The sequence below is a fragment of the Gottfriedia sp. ABJ_BB2_2 genome (assembly GCF_055484705.1).
Window position 1 is genome coordinate 792,383 of the sequence record NZ_JBVFKR010000001.1, and the last position, 26,627, is coordinate 819,009.

Below are 26,627 nucleotides of genomic sequence, written 5' to 3' on the forward strand. Positions count from 1 at the left end.
CCCCCAGATTAGTCCATTAATTTAATAATGTCTGAAGTTTTGTCGCAAATCCTGGATCAGTAATTGCAACGACCACGCGAGCGTCTTTCCCAATAGCGTGCCCTAATTCATAACGATTTTCAACAAACACAAGTGGTGTCTTATAAAAAGTAGTCTTATCTCTGATCTTTTTTGCTGTTAACTCAGATGCATCTTTAGATAAGATAACAAGTTTGGCTCTTTTATGTTGAACTTCTTTAACAACTAATTCCTCACCTGAAACCACTTTACGAGCTCTAGCTGCAAGTCCTAATAAGGATAATCCTTTATTACTCATACTTTGTCCTTTTCAACAAAAGCCAAAAGTTCTTCATATAAACTTGAATCAATTTTTGCATTTAATTGTTGTTCTAGTGTATTTTTTTGCTGGGCAAGCTTTACAACTTCTGCTGACTTTGTAAGATAAGCACCACGCCCAGATTTTTTACCTGAAGGGTCAATTGAAACTTCCCCTTCTTTAGAACGAACAACTCGAATTAATTCTTTTTTAGGTTTCATTTCCTGTGTAACTACACACTTACGTAATGGAATTTTTCGATTCATGAGTTGACTCACTCCTCATTAAAGTCTTCAGCGTAAGCATCATACTCATCTTTTGAAGCAGTTACTGGAATTGATGATTGATAATCTATTCCAAGTTTATCTGCATCAGATTGTGATTTAATATCAATTTTCCAACCTGTTAAACGAGCAGCTAAACGTGCATTTTGACCTCTTTTTCCAATTGCAAGAGAAAGTTGATGATCAGGTACTACTACAGTTGTTGCTTTTTCCTCTTCATTAACAAGTACTTGGATTACTTGAGATGGACTTAATGCATTTGCAACGAATTCAACTGGGTCACTTGACCAACGAACGATGTCGATTTTCTCGCCTTTTAGTTCGTTAACAATAGACTGTACACGTTGTCCTTTTTGTCCAACACAAGCACCTACAGGATCTAAATCTGAATTACTTGTAAATACAGAGATTTTAGAACGGTCTCCTGCTTCACGAGCAACAGATCGTATTTCTACAATACCATCATAAATTTCTGGTACCTCTGTTTCAAATAAGCGTTTTAGTAAACCAGGATGAGTACGGGAAACAAAAATTTGAGGACCCTTAGAAGTTTTCTCAACTTTTGTAACAAATACTTTAATTCTATCATGGATTTTATATTTTTCTGTAGGTATTTGCTCAGTTACAGGAAGTACTGCTTCAATTTTACCTAAATTTACATATATTGCACGAGAATCGATACGTTGAACTGTACCAGTCATCATATCTTCTTGACGATCAATATATTCTGAGTAAATAACACCACGTTCTGCCTCACGTACTCTTTGTGTTACGACTTGTTTAGCAGTAGTAGCAGCAACTCGACCAAAATCTTTAGGTGTTACTTCTAATTCGATAATGTCTCCAACGATAAAGTTTGGATTATGTTGACGAGCTTCTTCAACAGTAATTTCTAAACGTGTATCAAACACATTACTAACTACTTCTTTTCTTGCAAAAACTCGAATTGATCCGTTATGTAAATTAAAGTCAACTCGAACATTTTGTGCTTGATTAAAATTACGTTTGTAAGCAGAAATTAAAGCAGCTTCGATTGCTTCAATTACTACGTCCTTACTTATTCCTTTTTCTTTTTCAATAATTTCCAGTGCTGTTATTAACTCCGAACTCATTAAAAGTACCCCCTACTTAGAAAAACGTCACAGCAAGCCTTGCACTTGCAATTTTTTGCGTTGGAATTGTAATCATTTTTTTTCTTGTTTTAATCGTTAATTCAAGTTGAACTTCCTCAGCATTATAAGAAATCAATTTACCTTCAAATTTTTTCTCATCTTGTATCGGTTCATATGTCTTGATATTAACTTGCTTTCCAATTGCCTTTAAAAAATCCTGTTCTTTCTTTAATGGACGTTCAGCACCTGGCGAAGATACATCTAAAAAGTATAGATTTTCAATTGGATCCTTTTCATCTAAAATTTCACTAAGTCTTTCACTCACCGCAGCGCATTGCTCCAAATCAATTCCAGACTCATTATCTATAAATACTCGAAGGAACCAGTCTTTTCCTTCTTTTACGTATTCGACATCAACTAATTCTAATCCTAGTTGTTCTATAATTGGTTGTGCTAGTTCAGTTACAACCTCTGTGACCTTCTTACTCAAGAAGAATCCTCCTTCCAAACATTACAAGATGAAAATTCCCTGCTATTTAGCAGGGAAATTATCTTTAGTATTTCCAATTTACGTAAAAATCGTTAGTAAAAACTTTTACAATTCATACGAAAAAGATGAATCGGGTCTTTAGGGTAATAAGAAAGAGCAGGTTGCCCCTGCTCTTAAAGAAATTCCCGCGCTAAAATTACATCTGTACTAACTATACCATAATTCCCAAGTTTTGCAAACTGTTAAAAGCCATCAAATAAGGATAGCTGATTTTGGTCAGGTAAATCCTGTAAACAGCCTTGTTTATCTAAATATTCAAGTACTGTTTTTGAAATCTTACTTCGTTGTTGTAAGTCTTCCTTCGATAAGAATTCGCCATTTTCTCTAGCTAAAACAATATTTTTTGCTGCATTTGTTCCTAAACCAGGAATTGCATTAAATGGCGGGATTAATTTATTTCCATTGACTAAGAATTCATCTGCACTTGATTTATATAAATCCATTCGTTCAAAAGAATAACCTCGCTCACACATTTCTAATGCTAATTCAAGTACGGTCATTAAACTTCTTTCTTTTACAGAAGCATCTAAACCTTTAATGGCGATTTCTTCTATTTTCGCTTTAATCGTACTAGGTCCAGCTACCATTGCTTCGATGTCAAAATCTTCTGCTCGGACTGTAAAATAAGCTGCATAATAAAGGATTGGATGGTGAACTTTGAAATAAGCAATACGAACAGCCATTAACACATAGGCTGCTGCGTGGGCTTTAGGGAACATGTATTTGATTTTTTTACATGAATCAATATACCATGCAGGCACTTTGTTATTTCGCATTTCTTCTTCCCACTCTGGTGGTACACCCTTACCCTTACGAACAGATTCCATTATTTTAAATGCTAGTGATGGTTCGAGACCTTGATAAATTAAATAAACCATTATATCATCACGACAACCAATTACTTCTGATAGCGTACAAGTGCCGCTGTTAATTAATTCAGATGCATTTCCAAGCCAAACATCTGTACCATGTGATAGTCCAGATATTTGAACTAGCTCAGAAAATGTTGATGGTTTTGTTTCTTCTAACATTTGTCTTACGAATTTTGTACCAAACTCTGGTATTCCGTACGTACCTGTTTTACATCCAATTTGAGCCTCAGATACACCAAGTGGTTCTGGACCTGCAAAGATTTTCATCACTTCTGGATCATCTGTTGGAATTGTTTTCGGATCAATCCCACTTAAGTCTTGTAGCATACGGATAACCGTAGGATCATCGTGTCCGAGAATATCAAGCTTTAATAAGTTATCGTGAATTGAATGGAAATCAAAATGTGTTGTTTTCCATTCAGATTTCACATCATCTGCTGGAAATTGGATTGGAGAAAAATCATAAATATCCATATAATCTGGAACAACGATAATACCTCCTGGATGTTGTCCTGATGTTCTTTTTACGCCAGTACATCCCATTGCTAAACGATCAAACTCAGCACCTCTTAACATTAAGTTGTGATCATTTGCATAGCCCCTTACATATCCATAGGCAGTTTTATCTGCAACAGTACCTATCGTACCCGCTCTATATACATAGTCCTCACCGAAAAGTACTTTTGTATAGTTATGAGCAGTTGGTTGATATTCTCCACTAAAGTTCAAATCAATATCGGGTACTTTATCCCCTTTAAATCCAAGGAATGTTTCGAACGGTATATCATGACCATCCTTCTTATAAGCAGTGCCACATTCAGGACAATCTTGGTTTGGTAAATCGAATCCTGAACCAACGGAACCATCATTGAAAAACTCCGAGTGTTTACAATTCGGGCATACGTAATGAGGTGGTAAAGGATTTACTTCAGTTATCTCTGTCATTGTTGCGACAAGTGATGATCCTACAGAACCACGTGATCCTACTAGATAACCATCATCTAGTGATTTTTTTACTAGCTTATGTGAAATTAAATAAATAACCGCAAAACCATGTCCTATGATGCTTTTTAATTCTTTTTCTAGTCGAGCTTCTACAATTTCAGGTAAATCTTCACCATAGATTGAACGAGCCATACTATAACTCATATTACGGACTTCATCTTCTGCTCCTTCAATTTTAGGAGTATAAAGATCATCTTTAATTGGTTTTATTTCTTCTATTAAACTAGATATCTTCTGAGTATTTGTTACGACAATTTCTTTTGCTTTTTCTTCCCCTAAGAAAGCAAATGCCTTTAACATTTCATCCGTTGTTCTAAAATGAACATCTGGTAAACGATGTCGGTTTAAAGGATTCGCTCCGCCTTGAGATCCAATTAGGATTTTACGGTAAATTGCATCTTCTTTTTGAAGGTAATGAACATTCCCAGTACCTACCACAATCTTTTCTGTTTTTTCGGCCATTTTAACTAATTTCGTAATGACTTCTCTTAAGTGTTGTTCATTTCGAACGATCTCTAGCTCTATTAAGTGTGACAAAACCTCTGGAGGCATTACTTCGATATAATCATAGAATTCCATTAATTTTTCTGCTTCTTCAGGTGACTTTTGCACGCTTGCTTCAAATACTTCACCTTTATCACAAGCCGAACCTACTAATAAGCCTTCACGGTGTTTAACTAATAAGGATTTTGGAACCCTGGCAACACGATGATGGTAATTAATATGAGAATAAGAAACAATTTTAAATAGATTTTTAAGTCCTACTTCATTTGTTGCTAACAATGTTGCATGTGAAGGTCTAGCACGTTTATATGCATCACCTTTTCCCATATTGTTATTTAATTCATCATGGTAATTCATACCTTGTTCCGCTGCATCTTTTAACATTTTAATCATTAAAAAGCCTGTAGCTTCTGCATCATAAATTGCACGGTGATGCTGCGTTAAATTAATATCGAATTTTTTACAAAGTGTATTTAAACGGAAATTTTTGAAATCAGGATATAAATTTCGTGCAAGCTCTAATGTATCAATTACGCCATTTTCTGTAATCCCAATTTCGTATTTTTTGAACCCCATTTGAATAAAGCCCATATCAAATGAAGCATTATGTGCAACCAAAATACAATCTTCCATCCATTCTTTGAATTCGCGTAATACAACGTCAACATTAGGTGCGTCCTTCACCATATCATCTGTAATACCAGTTAATTCAATCGTTGTTGCAGAAAGTGGATGATGCGGATTTGCAAATCGTTCAAATCGATCTATTATTTCACCATTATGAATTTTTACTGCTGCTAATTCAATAATCGTGTCATAGACAGCTGATAGCCCTGTAGTTTCAACGTCAAATACAACATAAGTTGCATCATCTAAAGATACATGAGATGGATTATAAGCTGTTGGGACACCATCATTCACTAAATTTATTTCTACGCCATATAAAATTTTGACCCCGTGCTTTTTACCTGCTCCAAATGCTTCAGGGAAAGATTGGACAACAGCGTGATCAGTAATCGCTATTGCCTCGTGGCCAAATTTACTTGCTTGTTTAACTAAATCACCCGCAGATACAACAGCATCCATTTGACTCATATGGGTATGAGCGTGTAATTCAATTCTTCGTTCTCCCTCTGGAGCTTCGTCTTTACGTTCATCAGGTGTTATTTCATTGATATCATTCGCAATCATGACTAAATCACGTACGAATGTATCATTTTGAACAGAACCTCTAACTTTTAGCCACATACCTTTTTTAATTTTATTAAGCATCGGTATGTCTTCTTTATCTCGTGAGAACATTTTAACAAGTATTGAACTTGTATAATCAGTTATTTTGAATGTGATTAATACACGTCCGCTTTTTAACTCACGTACATCAGAATCAAAAACATAACCCTGTATGATCACTCGTTTTTCTTCTTCAATTATTGAAGAAATTGTATTAATTTCGTTTTCTTTAATATAGTAACCGACAACTAATGGTCCTTGAGGCTCTTCCCCATCAGCTTCCTCAGCTTCACGTTTATCTAATTCAACGAGTACTTCCATCGCTCGTTTTCGATCTTCCTCTGCTTTTTTCTCTAGGAATTCATTTTTTTCTTCGATATTATCATTTATCTTATTTTCAAAAAATAACTTTGGAAAACCGACATTTTGATAAAGTTCCTGAAGCTGAGGTGCGTATCTATTTATAAATGCATTTTCTTCAATTACACTATTTAAATGAATACAAACTTTATTTTTTTCAACCGAAGGCATTGCACCTTCAATATGATGGAGGATAGGTGATTTTGAGTCCACCGATTGAATCATATAAGACCAATAATCAATTACTTTTTGTTCCTCTACAATTGTATTATCAGTTTTAATAACGACAGAGATATCTGCTATATGTTTGAATGTTCTTAATAAATTCGTTACGAATATTTGGAACGTAGCAAAAGGTAAAACATTTTCAATTTTAAATGTAAATTGCCATTTTCTTTCGCTTTTATTCACTTCAAGATTAACGATTTCACCGTTGTTAAAGTATGTTTCACGCAACTCTTGTGGAAATTGAAGCTGATCTAATAAAAGCTGAAAACGTTCCTGTCGAGTTTGTCCCATTTTTTCACCAACCTTCGAAAATTGCAATTGTGTTATACATAAGAGAAAGTACCTCTAAAAAAAGAGGTACTTTATTTGTTTCGTTATACGTCTTAAAAACGTATGAACTTAGCTATTCTATTTTAACATATTTATTTCATTCATAAGGTTAGAAATTTCTACTTCTTTACTAACTTGCCCGTCTCTTGTTTTTAATTCAACAATACCTTCAGGCGCTCGTTTTCCTACTACTATTCGTAAAGGAATACCAAATAAATCTGCGTCTGCGAATTTAACGCCTACACGTTCATTTCGATCATCCACTAAAACATCTTGACCATTTTCTTTTAACATTTTGTAAATATCTTCTGCTAATTGTACTTGTTCATCATTTTTGGTATTAACAGTGATAACATGCACGTCAAATGGAGCAAGATTTTTTGGCCACACAATTCCTTTTTCATCATTAAACTGTTCCACGATTGCAGCTAATGTACGTGAAACACCGATACCGTAGCATCCCATAATGATTGGATTTGACTTACCGTTTTCATCTAAGAAAGTCGCATTCATCGATTCTGAATATTTCGTACCAAGTTTGAAAACATGGCCAACCTCAATACCTTTTGCAAATTGAATGACACCATTGCCGTCTGGTGATGGATCACCTTCTTGAATGAAGCGTAAATCAACAAACTCTTTTACTGTATAATCGCGATTTACTGTAACATTAATATAGTGATATCCTTCTTCATTTGCACCACAGCAACCATTAACAATCCCTTGAACTGCATTATCAGCTAAAATCATTAAATCTGGTTTTACACCAATTGGTCCTAATGAGCCGACTTCACAATTCATTAATTCTTTTACTTCTTCCTTAGTAGCTAATTCAACAGAATGTGCTCCTAAGTAATTTTTTAATTTAATATCATTTATTTCATGATCACCTCTAGCAAGAACAAGAACGAATTCTTCGTCAGCTTTAAAGATGATTGATTTAATGCTTTTTTCAATTGGCAAGTTTAGGTAATCGATCACTTCATCAATTGTTTTTTGATTTGGAGTTGATACTTTTTGTACCTCGTCCATTTTTTCATCAGTTTGTTCATAAACTGTTACAACTGGTGCCATTTCAATATTCGCAGCGTAATCTGATTCAGTAGAGAACGCAATTGTATCCTCACCAATTTCAGATAATACCATAAACTCATGTGTATCTTTTCCACCCATTGCACCAGAATCGGCAACAACTGCTCTGAAGTTTAATCCACATCGTCTAAATACATTGCTGTATGCAGTAAACAAACGATCATAAACTTCATCCAAACTTTCTTGTGATGCATGGAATGAATATGCATCCTTCATCAGAAATTCACGTCCACGTAATAAACCAAAACGAGGGCGCTTTTCATCACGGAATTTAGATTGAATTTGATATAGTGTAATCGGTAACTTTTTATATGATTTTAACTCATCACGTACGACAGAAGTAACAACTTCCTCATGTGTTGCTCCTAATGCAAATCCACGACCATGACGATCACGTAAACGCATTAGTTCAGGCCCGAAATTATCCCATCTACCCGATTCTTCCCATAATTCTTGAGCTTGTAATGCAGGCATTAACATTTCCATCGCACCTGCATTATTCATTTCTTCACGTACAATATTTGCTACTTTTTGAAGAACTTTATTCCCTAAAGGAAGAAAGCTATAAATACCAGATGCGTTTTGTCTAATAAATCCCGCTCTTAGTAAAAGTTGATGACTCTTAATATCTGCATCTGATGGTACTTCTCTAAGAGTTGGGCTAAACACTATACTTTGTTTCAAAAAAATTCACCTCAAGTTTCTTTCTACATAAATAATCTTTTTATATCATTCCATGTAACGATAATCATCAATAACATTAATAACGCAAATCCAATAAAATGAACAACGCCTTCTTTTTGACGATCAATTGGTCTACCTCGTAATGCTTCAATCGCGAAAAATGTTAATCTTCCACCGTCAAGAGCTGGTAAAGGTAGTAAATTCATAATCCCCAAGTTAATGCTTAAGAATGCAGCCCATTTCATCAAGTAGAAAATGCCAGATTGTGCCGCTTGATCTGTAACTTGATAAATACCAACTGGACCAGAAAGGCTATCAATCGAGAATTTGCCAGTCACTAATTGACCGACTGCAAATACGATTTCCTTCGTCCATCCGATCGTTTCTGTTACTCCATATTTAACGGATGATAAAACATTCTTTTCAACAGGTGCATATACACCGATTAAACCATTTACTTTATTATCTATTTTCTCTGCTTTTGGCGTAACTGGAATTGAAATGACTTCATCGTTTCGTTTCACTTCAAATAATAATTCTTTATCAGGACTTTCCCTTACAATCTTAACCACTTCTGCCCATTTACTTACTTCTTTATTATCAATTGATAATACTGTATCTCCTGATTTTAAGCCAGCTGTTGAAGCCGCACCTTTCGGTAATAATTCACCAATTTTCGCATCATCAATTGGTGTACCTTGAAGTAATCCTAAAAGGATAAAAATAAATAATGCTAAAATAAAGTTCATCATCGGTCCAGCAAAAATTGCAATTGCTCTTTTCCCGACTGATTTACTATTAAATTGGCGATTATAAGGTGCAATTTGATGACCTTGTCCTTCGCTATAAATAAAAGCTTTTTCATTTACGCGTAATGTTGATAACTCTTCGTTTCCTTCTTCAATACCGATAACTTCTAATTTGTGCTCTAAATCAATTGAATCTACTTCAATAAAACGAAGATCAGAAAAACGATCAAATTGATCTACAACAATTTTAGAAACCTCACCACGATCATTAAATTGCAAACCGATATGAGACCCAGGTTTAACTTGTACCATTTCAGGGTCCTCTCCTGCATATCTAACATAACCGCCTAGTGGAAGTAGTCTGATCGTATAAGTTGTTTCATTGCGATAAAATGAAAAGACCTTTGGACCAAATCCAATTGCAAATTCTCTACATAATATCCCTGCTCGTTTTGCAAAATATAAATGACCTAATTCGTGAAAGAATACTAGTACCCCAAAGATCACAATAAACGCAATTACTGTATTCATGATATGACCACCCTTACTTTATTTGTGATGAAACGAATTGTCTTGTTTGCTCATCAATCATACGAATTTCTTCTAACGAAGGTTTGCTAATACACTCGTGTTTTTCCAGAGCATGTTCAATTAAATTTTCAATCTGTAAGAATGATATTTTTTTCTGTAGGAAGGCACTTACTGCTTCTTCATTCGCAGCATTAAGTACTGTCGGAAGACTTCCCCCTATTTTTCCAGCGTGATATGAGTATGCTAAACATTTAAATCTGTTAAAATCCATTTCTTGAAAATGAAGCTTTCCAAACTGAATCAAATCAAGTGGTTTGTGATTATGAATTGGTTTTCTAGCTGGATAATTTAGTGCATATGCAATTGGTACCCTCATATCAGGAGTTCCTAATTGAGCCATAACACTACCATCATCAAACTCTACCATTGAGTGAATGACACTTTCTCGATGTTGGATTACTTCTATTTTTTCATATGACATATTAAATAACCAATGTGCCTCTATTACTTCTAAACCTTTGTTCATCATAGTGGCAGAATCAATCGTAATTTTTGCCCCCATAGACCAATTAGGATGGTTTAATGCATCTTCAATCGTTACATCCTTTAATTGCTCTCTTGTTTTATCTCTAAAACTACCGCCTGAAGCAGTGATGATTAACTTATGTATTTCTTTTTGATTTTCACCATTTAAACATTGAAAAATTGCCGAGTGCTCACTATCAACAGGTAATATTGAGACACCGTACTTTTCTGCTTCTGCCATAACAATATGTCCTGCAGTAACTAATGTTTCTTTATTTGCTAGTGCAATTGTTTTTCTGTTTTGGATTGCCTTCATAGTTGGAACTAATCCTACACTTCCAACTACAGCGTTCACCAAAATCGTACTTTCGTGGTGCACAGCAACCTCAATTAATCCTTCTTCACCATAAAGAACTTTGGTATGCGCAGGAATGTTTAAATTCATCAACTTGTCAGCTTCTTCTTTACCTGCAACTGAAACTAGTTTTGGTTCGAATTCTAAAATAATTTTGTATAATTCTTCGATATTTTTCCCAGCAGAACATGCTACTAACTCAAAATCATTTGATTGGTTTCGAATAATATCAAGAGTTTGTATGCCGATCGAACCAGTCGCTCCAAGTAAGCTGATTTTCTTCATATGGTACGTCTCCTTATACACAAAAAACTAATGCTAAATTACAAATAGTAAATAGACAATAGGTAAAGTAAAGATAATACTGTCAAATCTATCTAAAATTCCACCATGGCCAGGAAGTAGATTCCCTGAATCTTTTACGCCGTAATATCTTTTATATGCAGATTGAACAAGGTCACCTAATTGTCCAAAAATTGATACTAAAATTGATACTAAAATTAAATATAGCATTGAATAATCTAAAGTTAACACATTCGACAAAATTATCGCAACTACAACGGCACATAATATTCCGCCAATAGATCCTTCAATTGTTTTGTTTGGACTAATATCTGGCCAAAGCTTTGATTTCCCCATTGATTTACCAATAAAATATGCGCCTGAGTCCGTTGCCCAGATTACAAATAATGGGAAGAAGAAGTCTTCCATACCCATGTTTCTTAATTCATACATAAAGTGAAATCCAAAACCTACATATAAACTACTAAGTACAATGAAAGAAGCATCTTCAAAAGTAAATGTATTCTTTGTAATCACCGTATATGATAAAAGTAATAGGATTAGTACAATTGCCACTTCGGTTTTTCCTATTTGAACTGGTAAAATTGAATCTGTTACTTGTTTTGGCGTAATTGCTAGCCACGTTAAAAGTAAACCAAGTACAGATTGTGCACTAAATAAATTTAACTTTTTCATTCTAATCAGTTCAAAATATCCAATAGTACCTAGTGCAAAGACTAGTAAACCAAAAGGCCAATCACCAAATATTACTAATCCTAAAAAAAGTGCTCCAGCTATGACTCCTGTCAGTATTCGCTGCTTCAATTTCGTTCACCGCTTTCTTAAATACCACCATATCTTCGTGCTCTATTTTGATATTCCTTTATCGCATCAATAAAGCTTTCTTCTGTAAAATCTGGCCATAATACATTCGTAAAGTATAATTCGGAATAGGCAATTTGCCATAACATAAAGTTACTGATTCTTAATTCACCACTAGTACGAATTAATAAATCTGGATCTTTTAAATCATTTGTCATTAAATATTTTCCGAATAACTCATCATTAATTTCTTCTTTATTTATTTTATTATCCAAAACATCTGAAGAAATCTTTTTAACTGCTGTAATGATTTCATCTCTTGAACCATAATTCAATGCAAAATTTAATATCATTCCAGTATTATTCTTTGTATCATCTACTGCTTTTAAAACAGCATCTAAAGTGTAACTAGGAAGCTGTTCTCTATTCCCTGTTAATCTAACTTGAACATTCTCTTCAATTAGTTCAGGTAAAAATGTACCTAAAAACTCTTGTGGTAATTTCATTAGAAATTCAACTTCTGTTTTTGGTCTTTTCCAGTTTTCGGTTGAAAATGCATAAAGAGTTAGCGTTTTGACACCAAGCTTACTAGCAGTTCTTGCAATTGTTCGAACGACTTTCATTCCTTCATAATGGCCTTTAATTCTAGGTAAATTCCTTTTTTGTGCCCATCTTCCATTACCATCCATGATGATGGCAACATGCTCCGGTATGACTCCATCTTCCCCAATTAATTGCGAATTTGGAGGGACATTTATCTCTTGCTTATTTCTTTTCAAGAAAGAAAATAATTTAAACATTTTTAATCCTCCGTTTAAGTACATCAAATTACATTATTGAGTAAAAAAACCCCCTTAAACAGAGGGTCTTTTTACTCAAAAGCGCTTAGTTAATTAATTATATGATATAAACGAAAATTTTAAATACTAATATTCGAAAATTTTTGTAACAATTCTAAGCGCTAAAGTATGATATACCTTCAATACAGAAGTATTAAACTTCCATAATCTCTTTTTCTTTATCTTTCGTAATTGCATCAATTTTTTCAATATGAGAATCAGTTTGCTTTTGAATGTCTTCTACAAGGCCACGTAATTCATCCTCAGTAATTTCGCCATTCTTTTCAGCTTTTTTAAGATCATCATTTGCATCACGTCGTACGTTACGAACTGCAACCTTTGCATCTTCAGCTGATTTTTTTACTACCTTTACTAAGTCACGACGACGTTCCTCAGTTAATGGTGGGAAAGTGATACGAATAACAGTACCATCATTAGATGGATTTAATCCTAAATCAGCTTTTTGGATTGCTTTATCCATATCATTGATCACTGTTTTATCGTAAGGTGTAATTAATAATAATCTAGCTTCAGGAACTGAAATGTTAGCCATTTGGTTAAGTGGTGTCGGTGCACCATAATATTCAACTGTTACTCGATCTAGAATCGCTGGATTTGCACGTCCTGCGCGTACTGTAGCTAATTCTCTTGAAAACGCAGAAACTGCTTTTGTCATTTTTTCTTTTGCTAAAGAAATGATTTGATTTGACATGAGTTATTTCCCCTTTACAATTGTTCCAATATTTTCGCCTAATACGGCACGTTTAATATTACCCTCTTCCATAATTGAGAAAACAATTAATGGAATATCATTGTCCATACATAATGAAGACGCTGTTGAATCCATTACACCTAAACCTTCTTTTAATACATCTAAGTATGTAAGTGTTTCATATTTAACTGCATTTTTATCAATTGAAGGATCGGCAGTATACACACCATCTACATTATTTTTAGCCATTAAAATAACGTCCGCTTCTATTTCAGCAGCACGTAATGCAGCTGTTGTATCAGTAGAGAAGTAAGGATTTCCTGTACCAGCAGCAAAAATCACAACACGTTTCTTTTCTAAATGACGAATTGCTTTACGACGGATGTATGGTTCTGCAACTTGACGCATTTCAATTGATGATTGTACACGAGACTGTACACCTAATGTTTCAAGGCTATCTTGAAGTGCTAATGAGTTCATTACAGTACCTAACATACCCATATAATCTGCTGTCGCTCTGTCCATTCCCATCTCACTACCTGTTTTACCACGCCAAATATTCCCTGCACCAACTACAACTGCAACTTCTACATCAAGTTCAGCAATTTCTTTTACTTGTTCTGCAATCGATTTAATTACTGCAGGATTTATACCAAATCCTTGTCCACCAGCTAATGCTTCACCACTAAGTTTTAATACAACGCGATTATACTTTGCTCTACTCATAATTCCCTCCATTTACGTACATACCTATGTATTCTCTTGCTTTAAAAAATAGGGAACACTAAGTGTCCCCTATTTTCATTCAAAGTAACTTATTAGTTACCTTTTACTTGATTCATTACTTCTTCAGCAAAGTTATCTTCACGTTTTTCTAAGCCTTCTCCAACTTCGTAGCGAACGAATGATTTAACAGTTCCGCCAGCAGCTTTAACGAATTGACCTACTTTTACGTCTGGGTTTTTAACGAAAGATTGATCTAATAAGCAGATTTCTTCAAAATATTTACCAATACGGCCTTCAACCATTTTAGCAACAATATTTTCAGGTTTTCCTTCGTTTAATGCTTGTTGAGTTAAGATATTGCGCTCATGCTCAACTTCTTCTTGAGATACAGCATCACGAGAGATGTATTTAGGGTTGATTGCAGCAACGTGCATTGAAACGTCTTTCGCTACTTCTTCGTTAGTAGTACCTTCTACTAATGTAAGAACACCAATACGTCCGCCACTGTGTAAGTAAGCACCAAATGCATCTGCATCTGATTTAGAAACTAATTCAAAACGACGTAAAGAGATTTTTTCTCCGATTTTTGCGATTGAGTGGTTGATAAAAGTTTCAACTGTTTCACCATCAGCCATTGTTTGAGCTAAAGCTTCTTCAACAGTTGCAGGTTTGTTTGTTACGATGTGTTTTGCTAATGCAGCACCTAATTCTTTGAAACCTTCGTTTTTAGCAACGAAATCTGTTTCAGAGTTTACTTCTAAAAGAACTGCGTCATTTCCTGCTACTTCTACGAAAGTTAAACCTTCAGCAGCGATACGATCGTTTTTCTTAGCAGCTTTTGCGATACCTTTTTCACGAAGGTAGTCAATCGCTTGATCCATATTTCCGTCTGTTTCAGTTAACGCTTTTTTACAATCCATCATACCAGCGCCAGTTTTTTCACGTAATTCTTTTACCATTTGTGCAGTGATTGCCATATTATTCATCTCCTATATGTAAGTTTATTTTATTCAATAGATTTAAAAGGTAAACATTCTTTTAGAATTAAACCTTAAAAAAAGGTGATAAAAGGCTAAACCCTCTTATCACCTTTAACTTCATTAAGCAGTTGTTTCTTCGCCTTGTTTCGCTTCAAGAATCGCATCTGCCATTTTTGATGTAAGAAGTTTTACAGCTCTAATAGCATCGTCGTTTGCTGGGATAACGTGATCGATTTCATCTGGATCACAGTTAGTATCAACAATACCGATGATTGGAATGTTTAACTTACGTGCTTCAGCAACTGCGATACGCTCTTTACGAGGATCAACAACGAATAATGCATCTGGAAGTTGCTTCATGTCTTTGATTCCGCCTAAGAACTTTTCAAGACGTTCTAATTCTTTTTTAAGTTGGATAACTTCTTTTTTAGGTAATACTTCGAAAGTACCATCTTCTTGCATTCTTTCGATATCTTTTAAACGTTTAACACGTTTTTGGATTGTTTGGAAGTTTGTTAAAGTTCCACCTAACCAACGTTGGTTGATGAAGTACATTCCAGAACGGATTGCCTCATCTTTAATAGCTTCTTGAGCTTGTTTTTTTGTACCTACGAAAAGGATGTTTCCGCCTTCAGCAGCGATCCCTTTCATTACGTTGTAACATTCTTCAACCTTTTTAACTGTTTTTTGTAGGTCGATGATGTAGATACCGTTACGCTCTGTGAAGATGTAACGTTTCATTTTTGGGTTCCAACGGCGTGTTTGGTGACCGAAGTGAACACCAGCTTCTAATAATTGTTTCATAGAAATTACTGACATGTTTTTTCCTCCTAATGGTTCTTTTTCCTCCGCTCACGTCATCTTCTCCTATCACTCCCATACTGGGTAGCACCAATAAGAAAATCGGCAAGCGTGTGTAATAACACCATGGACTACTATAGCATAGCCAGATATTTTTATCAAGTAAATTAGAAAAATTATTGTCGAAGTTTCAACATTAAATCTATTTCCGTTTTACCTTTATCTAGCTTTTTCGCAATTTCATTAGTTGTTAGTCCATCATTTCTCATAGAAATGATTTCATCCAATAGGCTGTTTGAAGCCTTTTCTGGTGTTGGTTTTTCAGTAGAGTTAATGCTTTCCTCTACTGTTTTATCACGATTTTGTTCTAGATCTGAAATATTGTTTTGTTCACTCTCATTTAATAGTAGATCTTTATAATCTATTTCTGTTTGCTTTTCTATAAAATCAAATCTCTTAACTAGATTTGATTTTGCAGGAACGATTGTTTCATTTCTAGTAACAGATTCATTTCTAGCAATTGTTGGAGCTTTTTCGACCTGCTTATTATTATTGGAATTATTGCTTAATTTATTCAAGAAATGTTCATTTTCCTCTTTCCATTCTTCAATAAATGAATAGAGTACATCTTCTGTTTCTTGTTTAATATGAAATAAAGATGTTTCAATTTCTTTGTATTTGGATAGTTGCATTGTTAAATAAACATTCCAGACACATAATAGTAAAAATAATATAAAACAAAAGATAATTAGTACAGTCAATCAATTCACTTCCCAGGATGTTAAATTAAAGCTCATTTTATCATAATTGTTTCTTTTAGAATTAAAAGACAGAAGTTGATTACAACTGAAGGTGGCGAGTCCCCTGCACATTATGCAAAAAGGCTAATGTCGCCCGCTCGCCAATCACGGTAGCATAGCTAAAACCACGACGTCCTGTCGTAATGCAGGCATGATCCACACCCTGTGGACCAAAGTCTTAGCTCGCTCTACTAATAAGTGAGCATCCTAGAGTTGTAATCAACTAACCCATTTTTCCATATAAACAATGGTATGAAAATAGCCTAAATAAAAGATAAATGCTTGAACTAGTTTTTACTTAAAAAATCTCTAAGTTTAAAAATTGCTTTTGCATGTATTTGTGAAACTCTAGATGTAGACAATTTTAACACCGTTCCGATTTCAGTAAATGTTAATTCATCATGATAAAATAAACTGATCACTAATTGTTCTTTTTCATTTAATTCAGTAACAATCGTAGCTGCCAGCTGTTTAATTTGCTCAGCTTTTAATAATTCTTCTTCCGGATTTAAGGTACCATTATCTCTTAATGTTTGGATGAAATTAACTTGTCCATCTCCATCATCTTTAATCTGCTCATCAACAGATAACATATTCGAGAAAAACACATCGTTAACAACATTTACAACTTCATTTGAAGAGTACCCAGTATATTCTGCAATTTCTTCAGGCGTTGCTTTACGCTGAAGTGATTGCTCTAATGTTTCAATTGCAACATCGATTTTCTTTGCTTTATCTCTAGTAGTACGAGGTAACCAATCTTCTTTTCGAAGACCATCCATAATATTACCTCTTATTCTGATAGAAGCATATGTTTCAAACTTTAAATCCCTATTAGGGTCAAATTTTTCTAAAGCGTCATATAATCCCATCATTGCAAAGCTTCGTAAGTCATCTCTATTGACATTCGAAGGCAACCCTTGAGATATTCTATTTACTTGAAAATGAACTAATGGCATATAGATCCGAATTAGAGCATCACCAGCATGAATATCGCGATCTTCTATCCACTTTTTCCAATAACTATGTGAATCATTTTTCAGGATTTGCGACACAGTCTTTCACCTCAGCTACTTACTAAATTATGATAACACCTTGATTTACAATTCTTATGTTCAATAGTGAGTTTTCTGGTGAAAATTCAATCGTTCGGCCTTTATTGCCTCCTACATCTGAACCCAGCACTCGAATTTGAAGTTTTTCTAATTGTTGTAATACTGCTTCTACGTTTCTGGGACCTATCCTCATCATTTCATTGGATGAACTGAATTGAAACATTTGTGATCCACCAGCTAATTTAGCTTTTAAATTAGCTCTTCTACCACCATTAAAAACAACGTGATCTACCAATTCTTTGATAGCCGTATCTGCAAATTTGGCCTTATTTAGTTGACCTTCCTTTGCAAGGCTTGAATCCGGTAGCATAACATGCACCATGCCACCAATTTGTCTTTCTTCATCATAAATGACTACGCCTACACACGAACCTAACCCAGATGTTCTAATCACTTGAGCTCCCTTTATAACACCCATTTCTGCAATACCAATTTTAGTAATTTGAACAAGATTACTCATTGGAACCTATACCTAGTGAATTGAAAATAATTTCAAAACTATCAGGATCAGGAAGTAAAAAGAAATGTCCATTTAATTCCTTATTTTCCTTATCTTCATCAGCAAAGAAAATTGTATCAATGACGATTGCTTCGTCACTAACCTGTCCAATTTCAATTAAACCGTATGAAATAATTGCTCCAAACATGTCGATTGCAAGTGCTGGTACTGTAGGATAAATATTTAATCTTGTAAAATCTGAAAAGGATGATAAATATGAACCTATTAATATATTTCCAACCTCTTGTAATACTGATGCTGCTATTGGATTTTGTTCAAGATCTTCTATTTGAAATTCAGGGTCGTGCGTTAATTGTTTAATGATATTTGAAGCTTGTTCTAGGCTCGTTACAAAATACATACTTCCAGGTGCATCACCTTCAATACGGAAGTAAACAGAAGCAACAACATTTTCAGCTCCACCAACAAGCTCCATCATATCGTTAAACGGCATAATCTTTACATTTGGTACACTCATATCAATCTTTGTATTTAATAAATTTGACAAAGCAGTAGCAGCATGCCCTGCTCCGATATTTCCTATTTCTTTTAAAATGTCTAGCTGCAGAGATTTAATTTGTTCTTGAAAGGACATTATTTGACCTCAACAGCGTTCATATCTGCATCTTCGTTTATATTTAAAACATTTTCTAAATCTAAAATGATAAGAAGTCTTTTGTCTAACTTTGCAATTCCTTCTATATAATCATGCTCTTTCTCACCAACCACTTCAGGTGCACTTTCGACACAATCACTTGGAATATCAATTACATCATTAGCAGAATCTACGATAAATCCAACTTCCTTATCTTCAAACGTTACGATAATGATTCTTGTACGTTCATTATATTCTTTTTCATCTAAATTAAATCGAAGACGTAAATCAATAATCGGTGTAACTACTCCGCGTAAGTTAATAACACCTTTTACAAATTCATTCACTTTTGGAACACGTGTGATGAATTGAATTTTTTCAATCGATTTTACATTTTTAACCGGAATACCGTATTCCTCATTATTTAAATCAAACACAATTACTTTTTCTACTTGAGACATCATACGTTTATCTCCTAACAGTTATTTAATTAATGCATTACAATCTAAAATTAATGCTACTTGTCCGTCACCTAATATAGTTGCTCCCGAAATAGCGAAAACATTTGTTAAATAATTTCCTAAAGATTTTAGAACAATTTCTTGTTGACCAATAAATGAATCAACTACTAATCCAGCAAGTTTGTCACCTTTTCTAACAATGACAACTGAAATTCCATCTGTGTTATTTTCTGATTCAATTGGTACATTAAATAAATCATTTAAATACAACAGTGGTACGACTTTCCCACGGAAATCGATTACTTTTTGATTGTGTGCACTCATGATATCTGTCTTTTTAATAAACGCCGTTTCAATGATTGAAGATAATGGGATTGCGTACTTCTCTTTTTGTAGTTCAACTAACATAACTGAAATAATTGAAAGTGTTAATGGTAATTGAACTGAGAAAGTTGTGCCATGTCCTAAAGTAGAATCAACTGATACTGTTCCGCCTAATGATTCGATTTTACTTTTTACTACATCTAATCCTACTCCACGACCAGAAATATCAGATAATACTTCAGCAGTTGAGAAACCAGATGCAAAGATTAATTCGTAAACTTGTTTGTCAGTTAAAGTAGAAGCTTGTTGTTCAGTAACAACTTTATTTTTAATTGCCTTCTCTAGTACTTTGTCGCGGCTTATTCCTGCTCCATCTTCTTTAACTTCGATAAATACATGATTTCCACTATGGAAAGCCTTAAGTTCAACAGTCCCTGTTTCAGGTTTACCTTTTGAAACACGAACCTCTGGTTTTTCAATTCCATGATCAAGTGCATTTCTAATTAAATGTACTAATGGATCCCCAATTTCATCAATTACCGTACGATCAAGTTCAGTTTCAGCACCGATAATGTTTAAATCGATTTTCTTATTTAAATCTTTTGATAATTGTCTAACCATTCGGGGGAATCGGTTAAATACTGTATCAATTGGTACCATTCGCATATTTAAGATAATGCTCTGTAAGTCACTAGAAACACGTGTCATTCTTTCTACTGTTTCTTGTAGCTCACCGTGGCTTAAATCTCTAGAAATTTGCTCGAGTCTCCCACGGTCGATAACTAGTTCTTCAAATAAATTCATTAAGATATCTAAGCGTTCAATATTTACACGAATCGTTTTACTATTACTTTGAGCTGTTGCTTTATTTTTTTGCTCAGCTTCAGGAGCAACTGTTACAGCAACTTCTTTTTCAGCTGAAGCAATTTCTTTCATAACTTCTTTTTGTTCATTTTCTTGTTTTATACGGCTTAGATCAAAGCTAGTAATCTCAACATTATGAATCTCAGAAATTTTCATTATTACATTTTTTACTTCTGATTTATCGATTTTTGTAATAAATGTAACATAAAAAACGGCATCAAACTGCTCAGTTTCTAATTTATCAACTGAGGGATTACTTTTTAGAATTTCACCGTTCTGTTCTAATGATTCGAAAACCATAAATGATCGAGCTGCTTTTAAAATACATGAAGCTGTTAATTCTACTTTAATTTCAAATACGTTAAATCCTTGATCCACTGATTGTTCTATAACTGTATAGTCATATTCATCATATTGAAGAGTCAATTGATCAGTTTCATTTTTTTCTTCAGTTTTATCTTCTATAAATTCTGTGCCTTTTTCGATCGCTGCTAACTTCTGCACGACTTCTTTTACATCTCTTTTTCCGTCTCCACCTGTACTAATCGATTCAACCATTGCTTCTAAATCATCAATTGATTGAAATACCACATCTAGTATGGATGAACTAACAGAGATTTTATTATTTCGAATGGCGTCTAGAACATTTTCCATTTGATGTGTCAAACTAGCTAAATCTTCATATCCCATTGTTGCGGACATACCCTTTAAAGTATGAGCACTTCTAAAAATTTCATTTACGATTGTTAAATTAGTTGGCTCTTTTTCAAGTTCTAACAAATTCTCATTAATATTTTGTAAATGTTCTCTGCTTTCATCTATAAATAAATCTAAATATTGATTCAGTTCCATAGTCTTACTCCCTTATTATTTGGAATGTTTAATTATGGTGTCAGCTACTAGTTGAATAGGTACTACTTCATCTACTACATTTAATAAAACTGCTGCTTTTGGCATTCCAAAAACAACTGATGTTTCCTCTGATTCCGCGATTGTTGCGCCTTTACATTGTTGTTTAATTAACTTCATACCTTTAGCACCATCTGCACCCATACCTGTTAAGATTGCTGAAGTAATTTCATAGTTTAGTAAACTACTAATTGATTCAAACAAAACGTCTACTGATGGACGATGACCATTTTTAGGTGGTTCTTCAGATAGTTCTATCAATAATTCATTATTTTTTTGAATCACTTTCATGTGAAATCCACCAGGGGCAATGTAAGCTGTACTATTTGCTACTTTTTCACCATTTTCAGCTTCTTTAACATGAATTGCTGAGAGCTTGTCTAATCGAACTGCCAAGGAATTTGTAAAACCCGCTGGCATATGCTGAACGATAAATATCGGTGGTTGAAATCCTAAAGGTATCTTTGTTAAAACCTCCTGAAGGGCTCTTGGTCCCCCTGTTGATGTACCAATACAGACAATTCTATTACTGAGCTTGGTATTCACATTTGCAGTTGTTGGTTTGACAATTTGTACCTTATTTTCAATTTTGACTGGTATTTTGTGTTCTTCAACTGCAACTGGAACTTTACTAATTTTACGAATAGGTAGTTTTGGTGATTGTTTTGGGAGCTGTAATTTTTTTAAGTTTACAGTTACAGCCATTTTCACCTTTTTAATAATTTGTTCCGATACCGTTTCTATATCTAGTGAAATGGCTCCTGATGGCTTTGGAACAAAGTCAACAGCCCCGTTATCTAAAGCGATAAATGAACTTGTTGCACCTTCTTGCGTTAAGCTTGATAACATAATGACTGGTACAGGACATTCCTTCATGATGACTTTTAATGCATCCAAGCCATTCATGACAGGCATCTCAATATCAAGTGTTACGACATCAGGCTTTAATCGAATTACTTTTTCGATTGCTTCTTTTCCAGTTTTTGCTGTACCAATTACATGAATGCCTTCATCCGATGATAATATATTTCCAATCATCTTCCTCATGAAAGCCGAATCATCGACGACAAGAACATTAATTTTCTTCAATTAAACCACTACCTTTTTAAAAATAGAGATTTCATACGATGTATAAAGGAATGTGAAGTTGGTTCATTAAAATCCTCGTTTACGTATTTTTTACTAATATTTTCTATATTTTTTGATGGCTGACTAGATGGTGTATGTAAAATAAATGGTTTTTGTGAAATAACCGCTTTTCTTACACTTGGATCATCATAAATCATCCCTAATAGATTTACTTCAACATTCATAAAATGTTTGATTGCATGAACTAATCTAAAATGAACAGATTCTCCTTCTTTATGAGAATTTATTCTATTAATCACAATGGATAATTTAGCTCGTACTTGATTTAGTACAAGGTGTTTAATCATTGCATACGCATCAGTGATCGCAGTTGGTTCAGGAGTCGTTATGACAATGATCTCATGCATTGCAGAGAGTAATTTTATCGTTTGTTCGCTAACTCCTGCTCCCATATCAAAAATAATATAATCAAACTCTTCCATGGCATTTTCTAACTCATTAAATAAATGTGAAAGTTTACTTTCACTTAATGAAAAAATGTTTGATAAACCCGAGCCTCCGGGTATATATTTCAACCCATTTGGCCCTATATTCATAATATCACGAATCGTCAAATTTTTATTAAAAATGTCAATAATTGATAAATTAGTCACGGTTCCTAATAGGACATCAATATTACCCATACCTACATCAAAATCCAGTAATAGTACTTTTTTATTTTTTTGACATAAAGCAATCGCAAAATTTAAGCTAAAATTTGATTTTCCAACGCCGCCTTTTCCACTAACAACACCAATTACTTTACTTTTTGGCTGATTTGCAAATTGTAATTTTTCCCTCAAATTTGTCGCTTGGTCACTCATAGCTGAACTTCCTTTGCTAGGATTGAATAAATTTTATTAGGGCTTCCTTCCATGATATCGTCTGGAACATTCTGACCATTTGTTAAGTAGGCAACCCCAACTTGTTTTTCGACCATAAAGTTTAACATCGAACCGTATGATTCAGTTTCGTCAACTTTAGAAAAAATCACTTTATTTATAGGAATTGAATGGAATTGTTCATAAATCTTTTTCATATCTTTGTACTTTGATGTTAAAGCAAGTACAAGGTACGTTTCCAATTCATTAAAATCGATAATTTTCTTCAATTCAGTGACGTATTTCTCATCTCGGAAATTCCTGCCGGATGTATCGATTAATACTAGATCATAACCTTCAAATTTTTCTTTTGCATTCTTAAAATCTTCTAAGTTATAACAAACTTCAATTGGGACTCCAAGAATTGTTGCGTATGTTTTTAATTGATCAATAGCAGCAATTCTATAAGTGTCAGTTGTAATAAAAGCAACTTTTTTTCGGTATTTTAATACTGCTTCAGCTGCTATTTTAGCAAGTGTCGTTGTTTTACCAACACCAGTAGGTCCTACTACATTCACATATCTAATGTCATCATGTTTATGGCCAAAATCTAAATCCTTCATTTTCGTCATGATTGATGACTTTAACCATTCATTTATTTGCTCTTTTGTAACTTGATTCGATAAAAGTGCCATTCTAGGCTTGATTTCCAAAATTATTTCTTCAGTCAGCTCTTCTAGAATGTCTTGTTCTATTAATTTGGTTTTTAATTCCTCTACCAATGGGTGAAGGGATTCTTCCCCCGATTGTTCATTACTCATTTTTGTAATCATCGACTTCAATTGCTTCATTTCTTTCAGAAGATTGTCATGCTCTAACTCTTCTTTTGGTTGTTCTCTTTTTTGAATAACGATTTCTTCTTTAATTAATGGAACTAATTCATCAATTTGACTTTGAAAGGTAGCTGTTTTCGGTTGTTCTTTTTGAGTTATCGTTTTTGGAGCTGATTGATTTTGATCTAAAGCAGCTATTAACTCAATTTTCTTTTTTGCAAAGAAACCAAAAACTCCACCTTCTTGAATGACTCTTGAATTTAGAATGACAGCATCATTTCCTAGTTCTTCCGTTACCTTTTTCATTGCTTCAGCCATAGTGGGTGCAATAATTTTTTTTACTCTCATCCTACTCTCACAACTCCTACGCTTTGAACTTCAAGATCTGCATCCAATTCATTATATGAAAGGACTGGAAGTGTCGGCATATATCTTTCCACCAACTGTTTTACATACATTCTTATTGCAGGAGAACATAATAAAATTGGTTGTTGCTGTGCAATTGACATCTCTTCAACTTCTTTATTTACGGCTTTGATAAACTCACCTGAAGTATCTGGATCAATTGATAAATATGAGCCATGCTCTGATTGAGTGATAGAATCGGCAATAATTTTTTCAACCTTACCTGATAAAGTAATGACTTTTAATGATTCATTAGATTGACTGAATTGACTTGTAATTTGTCTTGCAAGTGCTTGTCTTACATACTCAGTTAACACTTCAGGATCAGTCGTGTATCTTCCATAGTCAGCTAAAGCTTCAAAAATAACTGGTAGATTTCTAATTGAAACTTTTTCTTTTAAAAGTTTGCCTAATACTTTTTGAATATCACCGATTGATAGTGGATTTGGAGTTACCTCATCTACTAAGATTGAATAGTTTTCTTTTAAATGATCAATTAAATTCTTCGTTTCTTGTCTACCTAGTAATTCATGCGCATAACTCTTAATAATTTCTGTAATATGAGTAGATACAACAGAAGGAGGATCTACAACGGTATAATTGAACATTTCCGCTCTTTCTCTCATTTCTTCAGAAATCCATTTTGCTGGTAAACCAAATGAAGGTTCAAATGTATCTATACCTACAATTGATGGTTCGTCATATCCAGGATTTAATGCTAGAAAATGATCTAGTAATAACTCACCATGTGCAACTTCATTCCCTTTTATTTTTAAGACGTATTCATTTGGTTGAAGTTGAATATTATCTCTAATTCTAACAACTGGTATGACTAATCCTAGTTCGATAGCCAATTGCCTTCTTATCATGACAATTCGATCTAAAAGGTCTCCACCTTGATTCGTATCAGCCAATGGAATTAATCCATAACCAAATTCAAACTCAATTGGATCAACCTGTAATAATTTAACAACACTTTCAGGAGCTTTTAGATCATTTGTGACTACTTCTTCTTGTTGTTCCTCTATAATGGTTTCATCGATAGCAGGCTTTCTAGATAGTTGAAAAGCACCAAACGCTAATAATGCTCCAATTGGAAGTGTTACGATATCATTTAATGGCGTTACTAAACCTAATAACGTAATAGATCCAGCTGAAATATATAATAAAGTGGGATACGCTAATAATTGACTTGTAAGGTCAGTAGATAAATTGTCTTCAGACCCAGATCTCGTAACCATAATACCTGTTGCAGTTGAAATTAGTAGTGCAGGAATCTGACTTACGATTCCATCACCAACTGTTAATGTCGTGAATTGTTTCGCTGATTCTGCGAAGCTTAAATCTAATTGAACAACACCAATGATCATACCAACCGCAATATTAATGATAACAATGATAATGGTCGCAATCGCATCACCTTTTACGAATTTACTTGCTCCATCCATCGCACCATAAAAATCTGCTTCTCTTGATACTTTTGTTCTTCTTTCTCTTGCTTGTGCTTCAGTAATCATACCTGCATTTAAATCAGCATCAATACTCATCTGTTTACCAGGCATCGCATCAAGTGTAAATCTTGCTGCTACTTCAGATACACGTTCAGAACCCTTTGTAATAACGATAAATTGAATAATTATTAAGATTAAGAACACTACGAAACCAACAATTGCATTTCCGCTTGTAACGAAATTCCCGAATGTTTCTACAACATTACCACCATGTCCAGTAGTCAGGATTGCCCTTGTTGTTGATACATTCAAACCTATTCTAAACAAAGTTAAAATTAATAACAGTGATGGAAACACAGAAAATTCAAGTGATTCTTTTACATTCATTGAAAGTAATAAAACAACAAGTGCTATTGACATATTTAGCATGATTAGCAAACTAATTAACCATGTTGGTAAAGGAATAACTAGCATGACAACGATAAATATTACACTGATTAGCACTGTTAAGTTCTTTGCTGACATTAGTTTCT

Annotated in this window: 24 protein-coding genes; all 24 read right to left on the reverse strand. The window is 34.0% G+C overall.

Annotated features, from left to right (window positions below; translation table 11 throughout):
* Nucleotides 1–16: 16 nt before the first annotated feature.
* The 24 genes from ACX6U0_RS04020 to flhA all read right to left on the reverse strand — a co-directional run bounded on the left by ACX6U0_RS04020 (nt 17) and on the right by flhA (nt 26,619).
* Complete coding sequence (locus ACX6U0_RS04020; RefSeq protein ID WP_464958703.1) at nt 17–316, reverse strand: YlxQ family RNA-binding protein; 300 nt, start codon at nt 314–316, stop codon at nt 17–19.
* Nucleotides 313–582 (reverse strand): RNase P modulator RnpM, encoded by a 270-nt coding sequence (rnpM, locus tag ACX6U0_RS04025; protein ID WP_464958704.1) that lies wholly within the window; start codon nt 580–582, stop codon nt 313–315. Before rnpM ends, ACX6U0_RS04020 begins: the two co-directional genes overlap by 4 nt.
* 8 nt (nt 583–590) lie before the next feature.
* Nucleotides 591–1,712, reverse strand: a complete 1,122-nt coding sequence (nusA, locus tag ACX6U0_RS04030; RefSeq protein ID WP_464958705.1) for a transcription termination factor NusA — start codon at nt 1,710–1,712, stop codon at nt 591–593.
* A 16-nt stretch (nt 1,713–1,728) separates the two neighbouring features.
* Complete coding sequence (rimP, locus tag ACX6U0_RS04035) at nt 1,729–2,202, reverse strand: ribosome maturation factor RimP (protein WP_464958706.1); 474 nt, start codon at nt 2,200–2,202, stop codon at nt 1,729–1,731.
* Nucleotides 2,203–2,444: 242 nt separating this feature from the next.
* On the reverse strand, nt 2,445–6,752 hold the full coding sequence (locus tag ACX6U0_RS04040) for a PolC-type DNA polymerase III (RefSeq protein WP_464958707.1): 4,308 nt from the start codon (nt 6,750–6,752) through the stop codon (nt 2,445–2,447).
* Nucleotides 6,753–6,869: 117 nt separating this feature from the next.
* The gene (locus tag ACX6U0_RS04045) at nt 6,870–8,567 is read right to left on the reverse strand and encodes a proline--tRNA ligase (RefSeq protein ID WP_464958708.1); all 1,698 of its coding nucleotides are present in this window, start codon (nt 8,565–8,567) and stop codon (nt 6,870–6,872) included.
* Nucleotides 8,568–8,590: 23 nt separating this feature from the next.
* Nucleotides 8,591–9,847: an RIP metalloprotease RseP gene (gene rseP / locus ACX6U0_RS04050; RefSeq protein ID WP_464958709.1), complete on the reverse strand. Its 1,257-nt coding sequence runs from the start codon at nt 9,845–9,847 to the stop codon at nt 8,591–8,593.
* A 13-nt stretch (nt 9,848–9,860) separates the two neighbouring features.
* The gene (gene dxr / locus ACX6U0_RS04055) at nt 9,861–11,012 is read right to left on the reverse strand and encodes a 1-deoxy-D-xylulose-5-phosphate reductoisomerase (RefSeq protein WP_464958710.1); all 1,152 of its coding nucleotides are present in this window, start codon (nt 11,010–11,012) and stop codon (nt 9,861–9,863) included.
* Between the two features lie 33 nt (nt 11,013–11,045).
* Nucleotides 11,046–11,834 carry a phosphatidate cytidylyltransferase gene (locus tag ACX6U0_RS04060; RefSeq protein ID WP_464958711.1) on the reverse strand — a complete coding sequence of 263 codons (789 nt, stop codon included), beginning with the start codon at nt 11,832–11,834 and terminating at the stop codon, nt 11,046–11,048.
* Between the two features lie 17 nt (nt 11,835–11,851).
* Nucleotides 11,852–12,631: an isoprenyl transferase gene (locus ACX6U0_RS04065; protein ID WP_087998617.1), complete on the reverse strand. Its 780-nt coding sequence runs from the start codon at nt 12,629–12,631 to the stop codon at nt 11,852–11,854.
* Nucleotides 12,632–12,824: 193 nt separating this feature from the next.
* Nucleotides 12,825–13,382 carry a ribosome recycling factor gene (gene frr / locus ACX6U0_RS04070; protein WP_464958712.1) on the reverse strand — a complete coding sequence of 186 codons (558 nt, stop codon included), beginning with the start codon at nt 13,380–13,382 and terminating at the stop codon, nt 12,825–12,827.
* Between the two features lie 3 nt (nt 13,383–13,385).
* On the reverse strand, nt 13,386–14,108 hold the full coding sequence (pyrH, locus tag ACX6U0_RS04075; RefSeq protein WP_464958713.1) for a UMP kinase: 723 nt from the start codon (nt 14,106–14,108) through the stop codon (nt 13,386–13,388).
* 92 nt (nt 14,109–14,200) lie between these two features.
* The gene (gene tsf / locus ACX6U0_RS04080; protein WP_464958714.1) at nt 14,201–15,085 is read right to left on the reverse strand and encodes a translation elongation factor Ts; all 885 of its coding nucleotides are present in this window, start codon (nt 15,083–15,085) and stop codon (nt 14,201–14,203) included.
* Nucleotides 15,086–15,208: 123 nt separating this feature from the next.
* On the reverse strand, nt 15,209–15,907 hold the full coding sequence (rpsB, locus tag ACX6U0_RS04085) for a 30S ribosomal protein S2 (protein ID WP_056470859.1): 699 nt from the start codon (nt 15,905–15,907) through the stop codon (nt 15,209–15,211).
* 158 nt (nt 15,908–16,065) lie between these two features.
* Entirely contained in the window at nt 16,066–16,650 is a 585-nt protein-coding gene (locus ACX6U0_RS04090) for a hypothetical protein (protein ID WP_464958715.1), read from the reverse strand.
* A gap of 326 nt (nt 16,651–16,976) precedes the next feature.
* A complete protein-coding gene (locus ACX6U0_RS04095) occupies nt 16,977–17,744 on the reverse strand; it encodes a FliA/WhiG family RNA polymerase sigma factor (protein WP_464958716.1) in 768 nt (255 codons plus the stop codon).
* 22 nt (nt 17,745–17,766) lie between these two features.
* Nucleotides 17,767–18,264, reverse strand: a complete 498-nt coding sequence (locus ACX6U0_RS04100; RefSeq protein ID WP_464958717.1) for a chemotaxis protein CheD — start codon at nt 18,262–18,264, stop codon at nt 17,767–17,769.
* A complete protein-coding gene (locus tag ACX6U0_RS04105; RefSeq protein ID WP_464958718.1) occupies nt 18,257–18,898 on the reverse strand; it encodes a chemotaxis protein CheC in 642 nt (213 codons plus the stop codon). The genes ACX6U0_RS04100 and ACX6U0_RS04105 overlap by 8 nt, the downstream gene beginning before the upstream one ends.
* On the reverse strand, nt 18,898–19,362 hold the full coding sequence (locus ACX6U0_RS04110; protein WP_464958719.1) for a chemotaxis protein CheW: 465 nt from the start codon (nt 19,360–19,362) through the stop codon (nt 18,898–18,900). The genes ACX6U0_RS04105 and ACX6U0_RS04110 overlap by 1 nt, the downstream gene beginning before the upstream one ends.
* Before the next feature lie 18 nt (nt 19,363–19,380).
* Nucleotides 19,381–21,399: a chemotaxis protein CheW gene (locus tag ACX6U0_RS04115; protein ID WP_464958720.1), complete on the reverse strand. Its 2,019-nt coding sequence runs from the start codon at nt 21,397–21,399 to the stop codon at nt 19,381–19,383.
* Between the two features lie 15 nt (nt 21,400–21,414).
* Nucleotides 21,415–22,545, reverse strand: a complete 1,131-nt coding sequence (locus tag ACX6U0_RS04120; RefSeq protein ID WP_464958721.1) for a protein-glutamate methylesterase/protein-glutamine glutaminase — start codon at nt 22,543–22,545, stop codon at nt 21,415–21,417.
* 8 nt (nt 22,546–22,553) lie between these two features.
* Nucleotides 22,554–23,408: a MinD/ParA family protein gene (locus tag ACX6U0_RS04125; protein ID WP_464958722.1), complete on the reverse strand. Its 855-nt coding sequence runs from the start codon at nt 23,406–23,408 to the stop codon at nt 22,554–22,556.
* Nucleotides 23,405–24,586 carry a flagellar biosynthesis protein FlhF gene (gene flhF / locus ACX6U0_RS04130; RefSeq protein WP_464958723.1) on the reverse strand — a complete coding sequence of 394 codons (1,182 nt, stop codon included), beginning with the start codon at nt 24,584–24,586 and terminating at the stop codon, nt 23,405–23,407. Before flhF ends, ACX6U0_RS04125 begins: the two co-directional genes overlap by 4 nt.
* Nucleotides 24,583–26,619 (reverse strand): flagellar biosynthesis protein FlhA, encoded by a 2,037-nt coding sequence (flhA, locus tag ACX6U0_RS04135; RefSeq protein ID WP_464958724.1) that lies wholly within the window; start codon nt 26,617–26,619, stop codon nt 24,583–24,585. The genes flhF and flhA overlap by 4 nt, the downstream gene beginning before the upstream one ends.
* Nucleotides 26,620–26,627: the final 8 nt, after the last annotated feature.